Origin of the sequence: Variovorax sp. LjRoot130 (genome assembly GCF_964253755.1) — a bacterium.
Taxonomy (GTDB): Bacteria; Pseudomonadota; Gammaproteobacteria; order Burkholderiales; family Burkholderiaceae_C; genus Variovorax.
Genome location: NZ_CAXURM020000001.1, coordinates 1,080,017 through 1,095,475, shown reverse-complemented (window position 1 = coordinate 1,095,475; position 15,459 = coordinate 1,080,017). Strand labels below are relative to the sequence as shown.

Sequence of the window (15,459 nt, the reverse complement as noted above, 5' to 3'; positions counted from 1 at the left end):
CGACTTCGGAATATAAAAAAGAATAGATTAATGAATAGATTCTAATACCTTATCTGATGGGGCGCTGCCCACCAGCACCCGCTGCGTCGGAAACAGCGACCACCCCCAGCGCTGCTGCGCGTAGCCCCAGAGCCCCTGCTTGAAGAAGATGGTGACCACGATCGCCAGCAGGCCGAGGCCCAGCAGGTACCAGGTGCCGTAGTCGCTGAAGAACTTGTTGAGCGCCCAGAAGATGAGCGCACCCACCAGCGGCCCCTCGATGCGGCCGATGCCGCCGATCACCACCATGAAGATGGCGAAGGCGGTCCAGTTCACGCTGAAGGCGGCGTCGGGGCTGATGCGCAGATTGCCGACGAAATAGAGCGCGCCCGCCAGGCCGGCGCCGAAGGCCGCGACCACGTACACCGCGAGCTTCATGCGCACGACAGGGATGCCCTGCGATTCGGCGGCGACTTCGTTGTCGCGAATGGCGAGCAGCGCCAGCCCGCGCTTGCTGCGCAGGAACAGGTAGACCAGTGCGATCGCCGCCACCACGCAAACCAGCGCCATCCAGTAGGTCACGCTCTCGCGCGTGGCGCGCTCGATGCCGCGCAGGGCGGTGAGCGTGGTGCCCGAGCCGCCGCCCACGACCGAGACGTTGGCGAAGCTCAGGCGGAACACCTCGGCGATGACCCAGGTGCCGATCGCGAAGTAGCCGCCCGAGAGGCGGAAGGCGACGAAGGACACCGGCACCGCGATGGCCCCAGCCGCCAGCGCGCCGAGCGGAATGGCGATGAAGGGGTTGACGCCGGCGAAGTTGCCGAGCATCAGCATCACGTAGCCGCCGAAGCCGAAGAAGGCCTGCTGGCCGATGCTGACCATGCCGCCGTACCCGGCGAGCAGGTTCCACATCATCGCGAAGATGAAGTAGCAGGCGATCTCGACGAACTCGCGCATCCAGCTCGATTCGCCCCAGAAGGGCAGGCTGGCGGCAAGGGCGACCAGCACCGCGGCCACCATCAGCGCGGCGCGGCTCGCGGCTGTACTGCGCACGACGTCGAACGCCGGGTTCGGGGTCAAGACCGGATTCCTGGTCATTGCATCAGCCTCGCGTTTTCGGAAAGAGCCCTTGCGGCCTGAGCACCAGCACCAGCAGGAAGACGATGTGCCCGACCCAGATGCCCCAGCCCGGGTCGAGTCGGAAGCCGATCTGCTGCGTGATGCCGAGGATCATTGCGCCCGCGAGCGTGCCCCAGAAGGAGCCCATGCCGCCGATGATCACGGCCTCGAAGGCGAACAGCAGCAACAGCGGCCCGTCCGAGGGTGACACCGTCGTGCGCATGCCCTGCAGCGCGCCGGCCACCGCGATCAGCACGAAGGCGATGGCGGTCGCGAAGGCGTAGACCTTCTTCGCGTTGAGGCCCATGAGTTCGGCGATCTCGCGGTCGTCCGACACCGCCCGGAACGAGCGGCCGAGCGCCGTGCGCGCGAAGAGCCATTGCAGCGCCGCCGTCGCGGCAACCGCGATGGCGAGCACCACCAGCGGCAGCACGCCCAGCGACAGCGACTCGCCGATGCGAAGCCCCAGCGTGTTGAGGCCGCCGGTCTCGATCGAGCGCGGATCGGCTGAGAACAGTTCCAAGAGCAGGTTCTGGATCACGATCGAGAGGCCGAAGGTCACGACCAGCGAGGGCAGCGGGTCCTTGCCCAGCGTGCCGTTGAGCACGTAGCGCTGCAGCGCATAGCCAAAGCCGAAGGCCAGCGGCAACACCGCCAGCGCGACCAGGAAGGGCGCACCGCCCACGAGCGTGGTGCCGGCGATCACCGCGAAGGCGCCGAGGATGATGAAGTCGCCCTGCGCGGTGTTGGTGAGCCGCATGACGCCGAACATCAGCGACTGGCCGAGCGCGAAGAGGGTGTAGAGACCGCCGAGCAGGATGCCTTGGAGCAGGGTTTCAAGCACGACTCAGACTCCGAAGTACGCCGCCGAGATCTGGTCCCGCGTGAGCGCGTCCGATCGGCCCGCGAGCGACACGCGCCCCTCCTGCAGGCAATAGATGCGCTGCGACACGCGCTGCGCCATGCTCACGTCCTGCTCGACGATCACCACCGTCATGCCTTCGCGGGTGATGGCCGGCATAGCGGCGTAGATCTCGCGGATCACGATCGGCGCCAGGCCCAGCGAGAGCTCGTCGCACAAGAGCACCTCGGGGTTGCTCATCAGCGCACGGCCCAGCGCCACCATCTGCTGCTGGCCGCCCGAGAGCGAGGTGCCGGGTTCGTGCCGTTTCTCGGCGAGGATGGGGAACAGCGCGTAGAGGCGCTGCAGGTTCCACGTCCCCTTGCGGCCCGCGTGGCCGCCGATCAGCAGGTTCTCCTCCACGCTGAGGCTGGAGAACAGGCGCCGGCCCTCGGGCACCATCGCCAGCCCGCGCTTCACGATCTCGCCGGGCGCGAGGCCGCCGATGGCCTCGCCCTTGAAGTGCACCGCCTCGCGCGGCGCGCGCACCAGGCCCGTGAGGCACTTGAGCAGCGTGGACTTGCCCGCGCCGTTGGCACCGATGACCGCGACCAGCTCGCCCTGCGCGAGCTCGAAGTCGATGCCGAAGAGCGCCTGGGCATCGCCATAGAAGGCCTTCAGGCCTCGGGCTTCGAGCAGCTTCGTCATGCCTCCATCCCCATATAAACCCGCCGCACCTCCGGATCGCCCATCACCACCCGCGGCTCGCCTTCCGCCAGCTTCTGCCCGAAGTTGATGACGAACAACCGATCCGCCAGCGAGAGCAGTGCATGCACCACGTGCTCGATCCAGATCATGGTCACGCCGCGCGCCTTGATCTGCTTGAGCTCTTCCACCAGTTGCTTCGCCTCGGGCTCGGTCAGCCCGCCCGCGATCTCGTCGAGCAGAAGCAGCCTGGGCCGCGTCGCGAGCGCACGCGCAAGCTCGAGCCGCTTGCGGTCGAGCAGGGTCAGACCGCCGGCCGGCTTGTTGGCATGGGCCATGAGGCCGGTCTCGGCCAGCACCTCCTGCGCCGTCTGCCAGGCCTCGCGCTCGGTCTGGCCGGCGCCGAAGCAGGCGGCCGTGACCAGGTTCTCGAACACGCTCATGTGGCCGAAGGGCTGCGGCACCTGGTAGCTGCGGCCGATGCCGGCATGGCAGCGCTGGTGCGGCTTGAGCGTGGTGACGTCGCGCCCTTCGTACTCCACGCGCCCCGCGTCGACGCGCACGTCGCCCGAGATCAGGTTGAACAGCGTGGTCTTGCCCGCGCCGTTCGGCCCGAGGATGCCCAGCGTCTCGCCCTCGGCCACCGCGAGCGTGATGTCGTCGGTGACCTTGAGCGCGCCGTAGGACTTGCAGACGCCGTGCAGCGCGAGAAGCGTCATAGCGGCTTGAGGGTGCCGCCGGCCGGAATGCTCTTGGCCGCATCGTTGTTGACGATGGTCAGCTCGACCTTGTACTTCTGGCCCTTGTTCCACTGGCCCAGCACCAGCGGCGTCTTGCTCACGTTCTTGAACGGGCCCTGCCCGCCCCACTTCACCGGGCCGACCACCGTGTCGAGCGAGGTGGCGGCGACCGCGTCGCGCACGTCGGCCGCCTTGGGCGACTTGGCGCGCGAGAGCGCGTTGGACGCGACTTCGAACAGCGCGTGCGCGAAGCCGATGGGCTGCGTCCATTGCTTCTTCGCGCCCGCCTCGTAGGCCTCGGCCAGCGACTTGGCGCTCTGCTTCGTGAGGCTCGAGGTGAAGGGATGCCACGGGCTCCACCACACCTCGGTCGACAGGCCGTAGCCCAGATCACCCAGCGCCTCGATCGCGCCCGGGAACAGGAGCGCCTTGCCCAGAGTGATGACCTTGGGCCTGAAGCCCTGCTGCCGCGCCTGCGTGAGGAAGGTCTTGGCATCGGGCGGGATCACCACGCCGGTCACGATCTCGACGTTGTCGCGCTTGAAGGCCGCGATCTGCGCGCTGAAGTCCTGCGTACCGTTCTGGAAGCGGCCCGGGTCGGTGAGCGTGAAGCCCATCTGCGCCAGCGGCTTCGGGAAGCCGAGCTCCTTGTCGCCCCAGGCATTGCCGTCGCCGTCGTTGGGGAACAGGCCGCCGACCTTCTTGTTGGTCTCGACGGTTTTCCAGCCGTTGGTGAAGTTGGCGATGACGTCCTCCAACCCCCAGAACAGGTGATAGGTCCAGTTGAAACCCTTGGCCGGATCGCCCTTGCGGCCGAAGAACCAGGGCTGCCACGGCACCACGCTGGAGACGCAGGGCACTTCGTTGAGCTCGCAGGCGTCGCTCACCGGATTCGCGGTCTCGGGCGTGCCGGCGGTCAGCACCAGCGCGACCTTGTCCTTGAGGATCAGATCGTTGGCGACCTCGCCCGCGCGGTTGGGATTGGACTGGCTGTCCTTCAGCACGATCTGCACCGCGTACTTCTTGCCGCCGACGCTGAGGCCGTCCTTGAAGGCCGTCTTCATCTGCTCGATGACCCACTTGTCGGCCTCGCCGAAGGGTGCGAGTGGCCCGGTCTGCGGCGACACGTAGCCGATCTTCAGCGTGTCGGCGGCGAACACCAGCGGCGCGGCGCCACTCGCGGCGAGTGCGGCCGCGGCCTGGGTGAACTGTCTGCGATTGAATGTCATGGTTGTCTCCTTCTTTTGCTTCTCTTCTTGCACAAGGGATTCAGGCCGGCTCGCCCTCGAAGGCGCGCTGCAGCAGCGCGCGGATCGCCTCGCGCTCGACCGGGCGCGGATTCCAGTACGGGTTGGCCGCCGCGATGTCCGCCGCGCGGTCGAGGTCGCTGTGCTTCATGCCGATGTCCTTGAGCGCGACCGGCGCGCCGTTGTCGCGCGCCAGCTCGAAGAGCCCTTGCGCCGCGTTCTCGCGGCCCAGCGCTCGCGCAATGCGCTCAATCGCACGCGGCGCCGCGGCCGCGTTGTAGGCGATCGCATGCGGCAGCACCACCGTGTGCACCTCGGCATGCGGCAGGTTGAAGCTGCCGCCCAGCGTGTGGCACAACTTGTGGTGCAGCGCCATGCCGACGTTGCCCAGCACGCTGCCGCACAGCCACGCGCCGTAGAGCGCATCGGAGCGCGCCTCGATGTCCTCGGGCTGGCGCCGGATCGCGGGCAGCGCACGCGCGATCGCGGCAATGCCTTCCTCGGCCATCAGGTCCATCACCGGGTTGCTGTCCTGCGCATACAAGCCCTCGGCCGCATGCGCGATCGCATTGATGCCGCTGGTGACGCTCAAACCCACGGGCAGGCTGCGCGAGAGCTCGGGGTCGTAGATCACGGTGCGCGGCAGCACACGGGGATCCTTGCCGGTCTTCTTGAGGCCCGCTTCGGTCAGGCCGTAGATCGGCGTCATCTCGCTGCCCGCGTAGGTGGTGGGAATCGCCAGGATGGGCAGACCCGAATCCAATGCAATGGCCTTGCCCAGGCCGGTGGTGGAGCCGCCGCCGATGGCCACGGCGCAGTCGGCATCGAGCTCACGCGCGATCTCGCGAGCCTCGCGCGCGGTCTCGATCGGCACGTGCATCGCGGCGCGGTCGAAGATGCCGGCGGCCTGCGCGCCCAGCAGCTCGGCCACGCGCTCGGCCTGGGCGCGCTGCTCGGGCGTGCACAGTACCAGCGCGCGGCGCGCGCCCAGCGCGTCGATCTCGCGCGCCAGGTGGGCGAGGCTGCCGGCGCCGAAGACCACGCGCTGCGGCTGGCTGGTGTAGACGAAGTCGCGCATGGCCATGGCATCAGCGCTGGAAGTGCGGCGGGATCTGCGCATCGATGTTGACCCAGACGCTCTTGACCTGGGTGTACTCGCGCATCGCATCGAAGCCCATCTCGCGCCCATAGCCGCTCTGGCCGACGCCGCCGAAGGGCGAGCCCGGGTTGACGCGCTTGTAGCTGTTGATCCAGACCATGCCCGCATGCAGGTCGCGCGCGACCCGGTGCGCGCGCTGCAGGTTGCTGGTCCACAGGCCGCTGCCGAGGCCGTAGTCGGTGCCGTTGGCGATCTGCATCGCCTCGGCGTCGTCCTTGAAGGTGAGCACGGTGACGAAGGGGCCGAAAACCTCCTCCTGCGCCACGCGGTCGCGCCACGACTTTGCGCGCACCACCGTCGGCTCGACGTAGCAGCCTTTCGCGAGTTCGCCGCCGGGCGAGCTGCCGCCGGCGAGCAATTCTCCGCCCTCGCCTTTCGCCACTTCGACATAGCTCAGCACGCGTTCGCGGTGCTGCGCGCTCGTGAGCGGACCCATCTCGGTCGCATCGTCGAGCGGATTGCCGAGCCGGATGGACTTGGCGAGCGGAATGAACTGGTCGAGAAAGGCGTCGGCGATCTTCTCGTGCAGCATCAGGCGCGAGCCCGCGATGCAGGCCTGCCCCTGGTTGTGGAAGATGGCCCAGGCGCTGCCGTTGACGGCGGCGGGCAGGAAGGCGTCTTCGAACACGATGTTGGGCCCCTTGCCGCCGAGTTCCAACTGCACCTTCTTGAGGTTGCCGGCACTGGCCTGCACGATGCGCCGGCCGGTGGCGGTGCTGCCGGTGAACGCGATCTTCGCGATCTCGGGATGCTCGGCGATGTACTGGCCCGCGACGCTGCCCAGCCCCGGCAGCATGTTGACCACGCCGGCGGGCATGCCGGCCTCGGCCATGAGCTCGACGATCTTGAGCGAGCTGAGCGGCGTGATCTCGGCCGGCTTCATCACGATGCAGTTGCCGGCCGCGAGCGCGGGCGCCATCTTCCAGCTGGTGAACATGAGCGGAAAGTTCCACGGCACCACCTGGCCCACGATGCCGACCGGCTCGCGCAGCGTGTAGTTGAGGAAGCCCTGCTCCACCGGAATGGTCTCGCCCTGGAACTTGTCGGCCATGCCGCCGAAGTAGCGGAAGCAGGCCGCCGTGCGCGGCACGTCGAGCTTGCGCGAGTCGCGCACCGGATGGCCGGTGTCCAGCGATTCGAGGCGCGCGAGCTCTTCGGCGTTGGCCTCGATCAGGTCTGCGAGCTTGAGCAGAATTCGTCCTCGGTCGGCCGCGGCCATGCGGCTCCAGGCCGGGAAGGCGCGCTTCGCCGCGGCCACGGCGCGGTCGACGTCGGCCTTGCCGGCCAGCGCGACTTCCACGATGGTCGAGTTGTCGTGCGGATTGAGCGTGGCCAGCGTCTCGCCCGACTCGGCGTCGACGAATCGGCCGTCGATGAAGAGCTGGTGGCGGATGGGGGTCTTGAGGCCTGCGGCCTGCTGGATGTCTGCGAGCTTCATGTCTTCAACCAGGGGTAGCGGGCCGTGTCCTTGCCGGCGTAGTCAGGATCGAGGTAGATGAAGCAGCGCTGGATCAGCCAGTCGCGCACCTCGAACACGTCGCACCAGCGGCCCGCGCCCCACTCGGGCACGCCCGCGCGCCAGGGCCCGTCGGCATGCTCGCCGTAGCTCGTGCCTTCGCAGGCGAACAGGTCGGTGCCCGAGAAGATCCAGTTGAAGCCGGCGTAGTCGTGGCGGATGGATTTACCGCGGCTGCCGACTTCGCCGAAGAGCTTGCCGATCTCGTCCTTGCCGTTGGCCAGGCCCCATTTCGGAAAGTAGACCTGCGCGTCGCTCGCGAACAGGTCGAGGATCGAGCCGCCGGTGGAAGTGACGCCGCCGTTGTCGTAGGCCTTGAGGTATTCGAGCGCCACCGACTTGCGTTGCTCGTCGGTCATGGTTTGACGTGTGAGGGCCATGGTGTGTCTCCTTCTTTCACTTCTGCGATTGCATGTACTCGATGAGCGCGGCGCGCTTCTTCGGGTCGTCCTGGAAATAGACCATCGTGTTGCCCGGCGCGACCGCCTGGGTGTCGGTGAGCCACTTGTCGAGCAGCGCGCGATCCCAGGTCTTGCCCTTCATCGCGTCGACGTATTGCTTGGAGTAGGTGAAGCCGCCGTTGGCCGCTGCCGGCCTTCCGAGCAGGCCGAACAGGTTGGGCCCGACGCCGTGCGGCTCGCCCTTGCCGAAGCTGTGGCACTGGGTGCACGCGGTCTGCGCGAGGCGTTGGCCGGGCGATTGCGCGTGGGCCAGGTTCGCGGCGAGCGCCAGCACCGGGATGAGGAGCCAGGTCTTCATGCTGCGCTCCTGCCCTCGGCATGCGCCGCGTTCGCCGCGCGGTAGGCGAAGGCGATGATCGGCCCCAGCGTCGCGCCGCCGGCCCAGTAGGCACGGCCCGAGGCCGAGGCGACGCAATTGCCGACGCCGTAGAGGCCGGGGATCGGCCGGTCGCGGCCGTCGAGCACGCGGCCGTGCGTGTCGGTCTTCGGTCCGCCCTTGGTGTCGAGGGTGCCGGCGACGACCAGCGCCGCGTAGTACGGGCCGGCATCGGCCAGCGGCCACATCGTCGGGTTGGCGCGGCCCGGCTCGGCTTTCACGTCGCCGTTGAAGAGCTGCTCGACGATGCGCTCGCCGCGCTGGAAGTCGAGGTCCTTGCCGGTTTTCGCGAACTGGTTGAAGCGCGCGATGGCAGCCTGCAGGTTGGGCAGGAAGTCGGGCGCGAGCTTCGCGCCGCCGGTCGCGCCCGCGTACTTGGCCAGGCGCTCGTCGATGGCACGTGCCAGTTCCGCGAGCGTGGCGCCCTTGATCACATGGCGGTCGTCGGTGCCGGGCGGCACGATCAGCCGGCCGTATTCGGCGCTGGCCGAATGCTGCTGCGAGCGCTGGTCCCAGACCGCGATGCGCACCAGGTTCGGGTACTCGGCCTTGGCGCCGTCCCATTCGAAGAAGGTCTGGGCCAGCTCGTTGTACTGCAGCTTCTCGTTGACGTTGCGCCGGCCGTACTTGTTGACGAAGAGCATCGAGTCGCCGGCCACCGAGAACATGCCCGAGATCGAGCCGTCCTTGGCGATCGCCTTCTCCAGCGGGATCGGGCAGGTCCAGGCGTAGTTCATGTTGCGCAGCTGAGCGCCGAGCGGGCCGGCGATCTGCACGAAGTCGCCCTCGTTGCTGGGCGCCGCGCAGCCGCCGTAGATCGGGCCGTTCAAGAAGTTCTTGCGCAACTCGACGTTGTGCGTGAAGCCGCCGGTGGCGAAGATCACCGCCTTCCTCGCGCGCAGCCGTACCGTGGCATCGAGATCGTCCTTCGCTTCGACGCCGATCACGCGGCCGGACTTGTCCTGCAGCACCTTGGTCACGCGCATGCCGGTGCGGATCGGAATGCCCTCCTGCCGTGCCTTGGCCGACAGCGTGCGCACCGCCACCAGGCCGCCGTCGGACATGCTGGGGATCGCGTCCTTCGGCACCAGCACGCGGCCCTTGGGCGCCTTGTCTTCCGGCAGCTCGGCGAAGTAGTCGGGCACGTCGGCCACGTGGCGATAAGGCAGCGCGCCCTTGGCCGCCAGCAGCTCGGTCGCCGGCGAGGCGCTGTCGTAGAAAGCGGAGCACATGTCGTACTCCCATGGCGTGAGGCCCAGGCGGGGATGCGCCGGATCGTAGGTCTGCGGGCTCGACAGCCGCGCCACGTACTTCAGGAAGTCGGGCTTGGGGTCGGCGATGCCGGCCTTCTTCATCGCCTCGTTGTTCGGCACCCAGTACCAGAACGCGGCCTTGGCTGTGGTGCCGCCGATGCTGCCGGCTTTCTCGAGGATCACCGCGCTGTTGCCCTGCCAGCGCGCGAACAACGCCGAGGCCAGGCCGCCGCAGCCGCTGCCGCAGACCACGACGTCGTAGCTCGCGTCGAAAGCCGGTGCGGCTTCGGCTTCCTGCGTCGAAAGGCCCAGCGTCGCCGCAGCGACGGCCGCCGAGCCTGCGCCGGCCTGCTGGATGAATCGTCGGCGCGAAGCTGCGCCGGCATCGGACCGGATGCGGTCTGCCATCTCTTGTCTCCTAAACACAGAAGGACGCGCCGCTCCGCGGCGCGTTTTCCTCTAGAACGTTACGGGGATCTCGGGGCTCTCGCCCTTCTGGATCTCATAGACCAGGCTCGGCGAGCCGTTCTCCCACACCAGCAGCATCGAGCGCTTCGGGCTGAAGCCCTGGTGGCGGCAGTAGGCGGGCATGGCGGCCATGTCGCCGGCCTTCATGATCACGCGGGCCATGGGCTTGCCGGTGTTCTTGTCGCCGCAGTCCCAGTGGATCTCGTCGGTCATCTGGAAGAACCACTCGACCCGGTCGTTGCCGTGGATGATCGGCAGGATGTGCTCCTCGGTGGTCGGGCACATGAAGCTGTGCTTCACCACCGAGGTGAAGCTCGGGTTCCAGGTGACCTGCGAGCGGCTCAGGAAGCCGAAGAGATTGAAGGCATGCACCTCGTTCTCGAAGCCGGGTTCCGGATGCAGCTCGGGCTCCCCCTGCGGCACGTCGGCGAAGGCGCGGTTGACCGGCGCGCCGGTGTCGTCGCTGCGCAGTCGGAGGTCGTCCTTCAAGCCGACGCAGCGCTTGGCGAGCTCGCGCGCCCGGGTGATCTTGGCAGTGTTGTTGCCTTTCTTGCGACCGTAGGGCGAGCCGGTTTCCTGCGGTGCGCTGAAGGGGTCGAAGCTCTCGTTGGTCCAGTCGTCGAGCATGGCTTCGAAGGTGGCGCGGATCTGCGCGGTCGGGAAGTTCTCCAGCAAGTCGATGCCGGCTTCCTTCATCGTGCCGTTGAAGCTGCCGGCGTAGAGATCCACCGACTGGTAGTGGTTGACGGTGCCGACCACGTCGTCGAAATTGACCCAGCCGTAGAAGAAGCCCCAGGCCACGTCGCGCATCAACGCGCGCAGGTAGTTGCCGGCGTCCATGGTGTGGCTCATGGGCCGGCCGTCCTTGGTCTTCCAGGTGATGTGGACGAAATACTCGTCGCGCCGGAAGCCGAAGCTGCCGAGCGAGAAATCCTTGTAGCCAAGCGCGGCGTCGGGCTGCGACGCGATGACCTTGGCGAGTTCTGCGGGTGCGTTCATGTTGTATGACTCCTTTGTTTCGATGCTGGCTGCTGTCCCCTTCGGGGAACACCGCGGAGCCGGCTTTGCCGGGCCGCTGGTGTTGCCCCCGGTGAGGGGGTTGGCGTAGCGACACGAAGTGCGCGCAGCCTGGGGGTGGTCAATGTGTCTGGCAGATCTCGGCCCACTTCTCGACCGAGAGTTCGCCCTTGCAGGTCTGCAGCACGATCACGCCGGGCTCGCCGGGCGCGCGAAACTGGTAGGCCGTGTTCTTGGGCAACAGGCCCTGGTGGCCGCGCGTGAGCTTCATCCAGCCCATCTTCTGGCCCTTGGGTTCGCCCTTCACGAGCACGGCGCCGTTCTTCTCTTCGTCGGCGACGGTTTGGGAAGCGTCGAGCTTGGCCAGGTGGATCTCGACCTCGCCATCCATCACCAGCGCGAACTCGTCGTGCGCGCACGTGTACCAGGATGAGGCGCCTTCGGCGCGCAGGGTCTCGAGCACGTAGATCTGGTTCTGGCCGAACACGACCTTCTCGTAGGGCTTGCTCTTGCTCGCGATCTCGAAACAATTCGAGAAGGCGTAGTGGCGCACGTCGTCGGCGATCGGCTCGACATGGCCTTTGTCGAAATGCTTGAGGGACCCGAAGCGGGTCTGGTAGCCGGTAGTGGTCATGGGGCTTGTCTCCTGGGTCGTCGAAGCAGCGGTGTGCTGCGATGGCTGAACTCTAGGAAACGAAAGCCCCCTCGGGTAGGGCCTAAATGCGGGCCGCATTGTTCGGCAGATCCGGTCAATCCGCAGGGTTAACCCGGGAGCGGAACGAACGGATAGCGTCCTACTCGCTGGGATGAGGAGGCGGCAGGCCGCTCATGGAAGCCTGATGAAGCGCTGAGCGGTCAAGGGCTCGAGCACGGGAATGTTGACGAAGGTGCTGACCGCGAACGCCAGTCCCAGCAGCAGCACCAGCAACACGAGGCCGCGCTCCTTGAAGAGCTTCTCCGGCTTCTGGGCCGCCGAGCCGGGCTGCATGGAGAGCGCGAGGTACTGCCCGAAAAGCGCCACCACGAGCGGCATCAGGATGAGGTATTCGATGCGGTACTTCAGCAGGAAGACCGCCAGGAAGAAGGCCGACAGCATCGCGTAGACGAAACACGAGACCGTGAGCGAGGTGTCCGTGTAGCCCGCGAAGCTGACGCGATAGCGCACGAGCAGTCCGCGGCCGTGCGAGGCCACGATCTCCCTGTACTCCGACAGCCGCTTCGCCGCCATGAGGAACGCGCCGCCCAGCCAGTAGGAAAGGATGACGGACCCGGGCGGCACGGTCGTCGGATCGATCATGGCCCAGCCGATCGTCAAGCGAAGAGGGTTGTTGACCGATTCCGAGATCACGTCGAGGTAGGCCTTGTCCTTGCTCCGCAGCGGCGGCACGTTGTAGACCAAGCCCTGCAGCGCGAACAGCACGGCGACCAGCAGCATCGTCCCGCTCGCCAGGTATGCGCTGCCGATGCCCAGGGCCAGCCAGCAGAACCACTCCAGCAGCACCCAGCGGCCGAGCAACTGGCGCTGGACGGCCGAGCGCTGCGACTTGGTCGGGTGGTGCCTGTCGGATTCACGGTCCAGCCATTCGTTGATGACGTAGTTGGCGGACGCGATGCCGACGGCCGAGAGCAGGGCGAGCACGACCTGCTGCGCGACGTCGTCGGCATGAACCCCGCGCAGCAGGTACGCCAGGACCATGCCGGGAACGATGAGGATGTGCTTGGTGCTGTGGTCCAGGCGTGCGATGGCGAGGTAGTCGGCGGGCCGTCCGGCTTGCCGGGCGGCGGGGCGCGAATGCGAGGCGGGTGCGGAAGACATGGGCGTTGCTGTGTTCCATTGTTCGATGGGGCCGGGTATCAGCGATCGAGCACGTAGACATCGAAGCTCTCGTCGCTGCAGCAGGCGGGCGCAAAGCGCTCGATGCGACGCGTGGCCGCAAGGAACCGCTCCACCTGTTCGGGGCTGGTGGACAGCGTCCAGCTGTAGCCCTCGGTGATCGTCCGCGCGGGTGCCGAACGATCCAGCCGCTCCGCGAGAAGGATGACGACCGGCTGGCCGGTCGAGTCGCGCACGCGATGCGCATCGGCCAGGATGTCGTCCAAGGTGAGGGACTGGCGGGCGCGCCGCGTGAACACGACAACCTTTCCGAATCGCTGCTCGCGCATCAGGTAGGTGCGATTCGCAACGTAGTACGCGAGCGGCTCGACCAGGTAGTCGGGATCGCCCAGGATCGTCGCGTCGCGCAATTCAGGATGCCGCGCCATCAGCCGCCCGAAGTCACGGCTGCGGCTTTCCGGCGCATCGGCCTGGGCGAGTTGGGCCAGCTTGAAGAGTCCGCCCGGGACCTGGAGCAGAACGATGGCCACGAACAGCGCCGCGCCCATCTCGCCCACGCGCCGCCGCAGGGCGGAGCCGCCCGGCGACGGCGCGGCCTCGCGCCACACGATCCAGTACAGCGAAACGAGGAACATCAGCCAAAGCGCTTGATGCCGATAGCTTCCGGGATAAAGAAACGCAAAAAAGACGCAGAAGCCGAAAAGCGCCACCCAGACGGCGACCAGTGCAGCGGGCCGGCGCACCAGCCCGAGCGCGCTTCCGACCATCAGCACCGAGGTCAGGAAGTAGAGCGCAAGGGTCCGGGGCTGATCCTCGCCGGACAGAGGCTCGAGCAGATCGCTGAAGAGCCGGTATCCGGACACTTCGCCGAACGAGGACGAGGGCAACAGCAAGGCCTTTGCCATCGCGGCAGCGGTGCCACCTTCCGGCCGCGCGATCTGTGCCGCGTCGTTGAATGGCGGATAGATGGTCGCGACGCACAGCGCCGCGCCCAAGGCCGCGAGGGCCGCGTTCAGCGCGAAGTTGCGCCACGCGCGCGCTGGCGCGGGAGGCCGTTGCCAGGCCAGGTCGAGCATCCAGAAAAGCGCGAATGCGCCCGCCAGCAGCACGGCATGCGCGCTGGAGTTCGCGAGCGCCAGCAGGAGCAAACCCAGCACGATGCCGCGGTCCCGATATCGTCTGTAGAGGGTGGCGAACGCGAACATCGCCAGCATGCCGATGCCGTAGTTGCGTGCCACCACCGCGTATTCGTACAGCCCGGCCTGGCCGAGCAGCACGCCGGCGGTCAGCACCCATCCGAACGGCGAGTGCCGTGTCAGCAGGCAGGCCGACGCGAGTGCCACCAGGAAGGACACGGCAGGCAGGACCACCGGCGACGCCACGACGGCGTGCGCTGCGCGCAGCAGCAGGTACCAGATCACAGGATGGCCTTCGCCCTGCAGGCCGCGCAGCATCGCCAGCACGCCCTCGCCTTGCAAGGCCAGCGACAGCGCGCGCACCTCATCGCGCCAGAACACGTGGCGCGACATGAGCGCGAGCACGAGCAAGGTCCAGACCGCCACCGTGGCGACAGTGAAGCCCTTGCTTGATCTCGAGCGTGCCGGCGAGAAGACCCAACCGGAGGTGTTCATTGAGCGCACCACATCGAACCACCAGAGTGCGCGATTGAAGCCCTGCCCTCTGTCAGCGAGATGTCAATGCTCTGTAGGAATTGCGCCAACAGCGGCGTTCAGGCGGCTCCGAATCTAAGCGTCTGCAATCAAATCGGCCGGCAGCAAGCCGCGCTCGATCATCGCGGCATCCCACGGCGGCACGCGCGAGAAGGCCGCGGTGATGTGCTCGATGAAGAGGCGCAGCTTGAAGGCGTTGCGCGAAGTGCCCGCATAGACCGCGCTGAGCGAGAACGAGGACAGCTGGTGTTCGGGCAGCACCACCTGCAGATCGCCGCCCAGGATCGCATCGCCCGCCACCAGCGTCGGCAGGCAGACGATGCCGGCATGTTCGAGCGCGTATTCGCGCAGCAGGTGCACGCTGTTGGTCAAGAGCGCGGCGCTCATGTAGATCGTCACCTGCTCGCCTTCGTGATGGAAGGTCCAGCGGTCGCGGGTCGGATAGCCGGAATAGAGGCCGAGCGTGTGCTTGTGCAGGTCGCGCGGACTCTGCGGCGCGCCGTGCGTGCGCAGGTACTCGGGCGTGGCGCAGAACACGCGGCGCACCGGGAAGAGCGGCCGCGAGACGAGTTCGGTGGAAGCGGCCGGAAAGATCTGCAGCGCACAGTCCACGCCGGTCTTGACCGGATCTACCACCGCGTCGCTCACGATCAGTTCGAGGTGGATGTCGGGGTAGCTGACCTGGAAGGCGCGCAGCAGCGATGCAAAGTGGCCGAGCACGAAGCCGGTGAGCGCGTGGATGCGCAGCGTGCCGGTCGGCCCGGCACGCGCGCCGCGCATCTGGTCCATGATGTCATTGGCCCGCCCGACCAGTTCGGTGCAGTCGCGCAGGAAGGCCTGCCCGACGTCGCTGAGCCGCACGACCCGCGTGCTGCGGTGGAAGAGCGGCGCGCCGACGTGGTCTTCGAGCTGCTTCACGCGGCTGGTGACCACCGACTTGGCCACCCGCATCTGCCTGGCGGCCTCGGCGAAGCTCTGGGTCTGCGCGACGCGGACGAATGTCTCTATGTTTTCGAGGCGGTCCATCGATTCAGCGCGACACCCGTGCCGCCGGCGCGCCCGGCCTCTCTTCGC

General features: G+C 67.4%; 15 protein-coding genes. All 15 read right to left on the bottom strand.

Translation table 11 applies throughout. The annotated features are described in order from the left end of the window. Positions 1 to 27: 27 nt before the first annotated feature. The 15 genes from ACSQ86_RS05475 to ACSQ86_RS05405 all read right to left on the bottom strand — a co-directional run bounded on the left by ACSQ86_RS05475 (position 28) and on the right by ACSQ86_RS05405 (position 15,411). Positions 28 to 1,059 (bottom strand): branched-chain amino acid ABC transporter permease, encoded by a 1,032-nt coding sequence (locus tag ACSQ86_RS05475; protein ID WP_436302922.1) that lies wholly within the window; start codon positions 1,057 to 1,059, stop codon positions 28 to 30. A gap of 22 nt (positions 1,060 to 1,081) precedes the next feature. After that, the gene (locus tag ACSQ86_RS05470; RefSeq protein ID WP_436302921.1) at positions 1,082 to 1,942 is read right to left on the bottom strand and encodes a branched-chain amino acid ABC transporter permease; all 861 of its coding nucleotides are present in this window, start codon (positions 1,940 to 1,942) and stop codon (positions 1,082 to 1,084) included. Positions 1,943 to 1,945: 3 nt separating this feature from the next. After that, positions 1,946 to 2,647 (bottom strand): ABC transporter ATP-binding protein, encoded by a 702-nt coding sequence (locus tag ACSQ86_RS05465; protein ID WP_436302920.1) that lies wholly within the window; start codon positions 2,645 to 2,647, stop codon positions 1,946 to 1,948. Further along, complete coding sequence (locus ACSQ86_RS05460) at positions 2,644 to 3,363, bottom strand: ABC transporter ATP-binding protein (protein ID WP_093111624.1); 720 nt, start codon at positions 3,361 to 3,363, stop codon at positions 2,644 to 2,646. The genes ACSQ86_RS05465 and ACSQ86_RS05460 overlap by 4 nt, the downstream gene beginning before the upstream one ends. Next, positions 3,360 to 4,613 carry an ABC transporter substrate-binding protein gene (locus ACSQ86_RS05455; protein WP_093111626.1) on the bottom strand — a complete coding sequence of 418 codons (1,254 nt, stop codon included), beginning with the start codon at positions 4,611 to 4,613 and terminating at the stop codon, positions 3,360 to 3,362. Before ACSQ86_RS05455 ends, ACSQ86_RS05460 begins: the two co-directional genes overlap by 4 nt. A 40-nt stretch (positions 4,614 to 4,653) precedes the next feature. After that, on the bottom strand, positions 4,654 to 5,709 hold the full coding sequence (locus ACSQ86_RS05450) for a maleylacetate reductase (protein WP_436310257.1): 1,056 nt from the start codon (positions 5,707 to 5,709) through the stop codon (positions 4,654 to 4,656). A gap of 10 nt (positions 5,710 to 5,719) precedes the next feature. Beyond that, positions 5,720 to 7,183: an aldehyde dehydrogenase family protein gene (locus tag ACSQ86_RS05445; RefSeq protein ID WP_436306257.1), complete on the bottom strand. Its 1,464-nt coding sequence runs from the start codon at positions 7,181 to 7,183 to the stop codon at positions 5,720 to 5,722. 41 nt (positions 7,184 to 7,224) lie between these two features. Beyond that, complete coding sequence (locus ACSQ86_RS05440) at positions 7,225 to 7,686, bottom strand: nuclear transport factor 2 family protein (RefSeq protein ID WP_093109598.1); 462 nt, start codon at positions 7,684 to 7,686, stop codon at positions 7,225 to 7,227. 16 nt (positions 7,687 to 7,702) lie between these two features. Then, entirely contained in the window at positions 7,703 to 8,065 is a 363-nt protein-coding gene (locus tag ACSQ86_RS05435) for a c-type cytochrome (protein ID WP_436302919.1), read from the bottom strand. Further along, complete coding sequence (locus tag ACSQ86_RS05430) at positions 8,062 to 9,804, bottom strand: FAD-dependent oxidoreductase (RefSeq protein ID WP_436308597.1); 1,743 nt, start codon at positions 9,802 to 9,804, stop codon at positions 8,062 to 8,064. The genes ACSQ86_RS05435 and ACSQ86_RS05430 overlap by 4 nt, the downstream gene beginning before the upstream one ends. A 51-nt stretch (positions 9,805 to 9,855) precedes the next feature. Next, entirely contained in the window at positions 9,856 to 10,863 is a 1,008-nt protein-coding gene (locus ACSQ86_RS05425; RefSeq protein WP_093109595.1) for a hydroxyquinol 1,2-dioxygenase, read from the bottom strand. 139 nt (positions 10,864 to 11,002) lie between these two features. After that, positions 11,003 to 11,515, bottom strand: a complete 513-nt coding sequence (locus ACSQ86_RS05420) for a hydroxyquinol 1,2-dioxygenase (protein WP_093109594.1) — start codon at positions 11,513 to 11,515, stop codon at positions 11,003 to 11,005. Between the two features lie 192 nt (positions 11,516 to 11,707). Beyond that, positions 11,708 to 12,697, bottom strand: a complete 990-nt coding sequence (locus ACSQ86_RS05415) for a UbiA family prenyltransferase (protein ID WP_436302917.1) — start codon at positions 12,695 to 12,697, stop codon at positions 11,708 to 11,710. 38 nt (positions 12,698 to 12,735) lie between these two features. Further along, positions 12,736 to 14,346 carry a hypothetical protein gene (locus ACSQ86_RS05410; RefSeq protein WP_436308596.1) on the bottom strand — a complete coding sequence of 537 codons (1,611 nt, stop codon included), beginning with the start codon at positions 14,344 to 14,346 and terminating at the stop codon, positions 12,736 to 12,738. Positions 14,347 to 14,460: 114 nt separating this feature from the next. Further along, positions 14,461 to 15,411, bottom strand: a complete 951-nt coding sequence (locus tag ACSQ86_RS05405; RefSeq protein ID WP_093109591.1) for a LysR family transcriptional regulator — start codon at positions 15,409 to 15,411, stop codon at positions 14,461 to 14,463. Between the last annotated feature and the right edge of the window lie 48 nt (positions 15,412 to 15,459).

Excerpts from the sequence above, each read along its gene's own strand:
- ACSQ86_RS05465 (WP_436302920.1), bottom strand. The coding sequence starts at position 2,647 with ATGACGAAGCTGCTCGAAGCCCGAGGCCTGAAGGCCTTCTATGGCGAT.
- ACSQ86_RS05460 (WP_093111624.1), bottom strand. The coding sequence starts at position 3,363 with ATGACGCTTCTCGCGCTGCACGGCGTCTGCAAGTCCTACGGCGCGCTC.
- ACSQ86_RS05455 (WP_093111626.1), bottom strand. The coding sequence starts at position 4,613 with ATGACATTCAATCGCAGACAGTTCACCCAGGCCGCGGCCGCACTCGCC.
- ACSQ86_RS05450 (WP_436310257.1), bottom strand. The coding sequence starts at position 5,709 with ATGCGCGACTTCGTCTACACCAGCCAGCCGCAGCGCGTGGTCTTCGGC.
- ACSQ86_RS05440 (WP_093109598.1), bottom strand. The coding sequence starts at position 7,686 with ATGGCCCTCACACGTCAAACCATGACCGACGAGCAACGCAAGTCGGTG.
- ACSQ86_RS05435 (WP_436302919.1), bottom strand. The coding sequence starts at position 8,065 with ATGAAGACCTGGCTCCTCATCCCGGTGCTGGCGCTCGCCGCGAACCTG.
- ACSQ86_RS05430 (WP_436308597.1), bottom strand. The coding sequence starts at position 9,804 with ATGGCAGACCGCATCCGGTCCGATGCCGGCGCAGCTTCGCGCCGACGA.
- ACSQ86_RS05425 (WP_093109595.1), bottom strand. The coding sequence starts at position 10,863 with ATGAACGCACCCGCAGAACTCGCCAAGGTCATCGCGTCGCAGCCCGAC.
- ACSQ86_RS05420 (WP_093109594.1), bottom strand. The coding sequence starts at position 11,515 with ATGACCACTACCGGCTACCAGACCCGCTTCGGGTCCCTCAAGCATTTC.
- ACSQ86_RS05415 (WP_436302917.1), bottom strand. The coding sequence starts at position 12,697 with ATGTCTTCCGCACCCGCCTCGCATTCGCGCCCCGCCGCCCGGCAAGCC.
- ACSQ86_RS05410 (WP_436308596.1), bottom strand. The coding sequence starts at position 14,346 with ATGAACACCTCCGGTTGGGTCTTCTCGCCGGCACGCTCGAGATCAAGC.
- ACSQ86_RS05405 (WP_093109591.1), bottom strand. The coding sequence starts at position 15,411 with ATGGACCGCCTCGAAAACATAGAGACATTCGTCCGCGTCGCGCAGACC.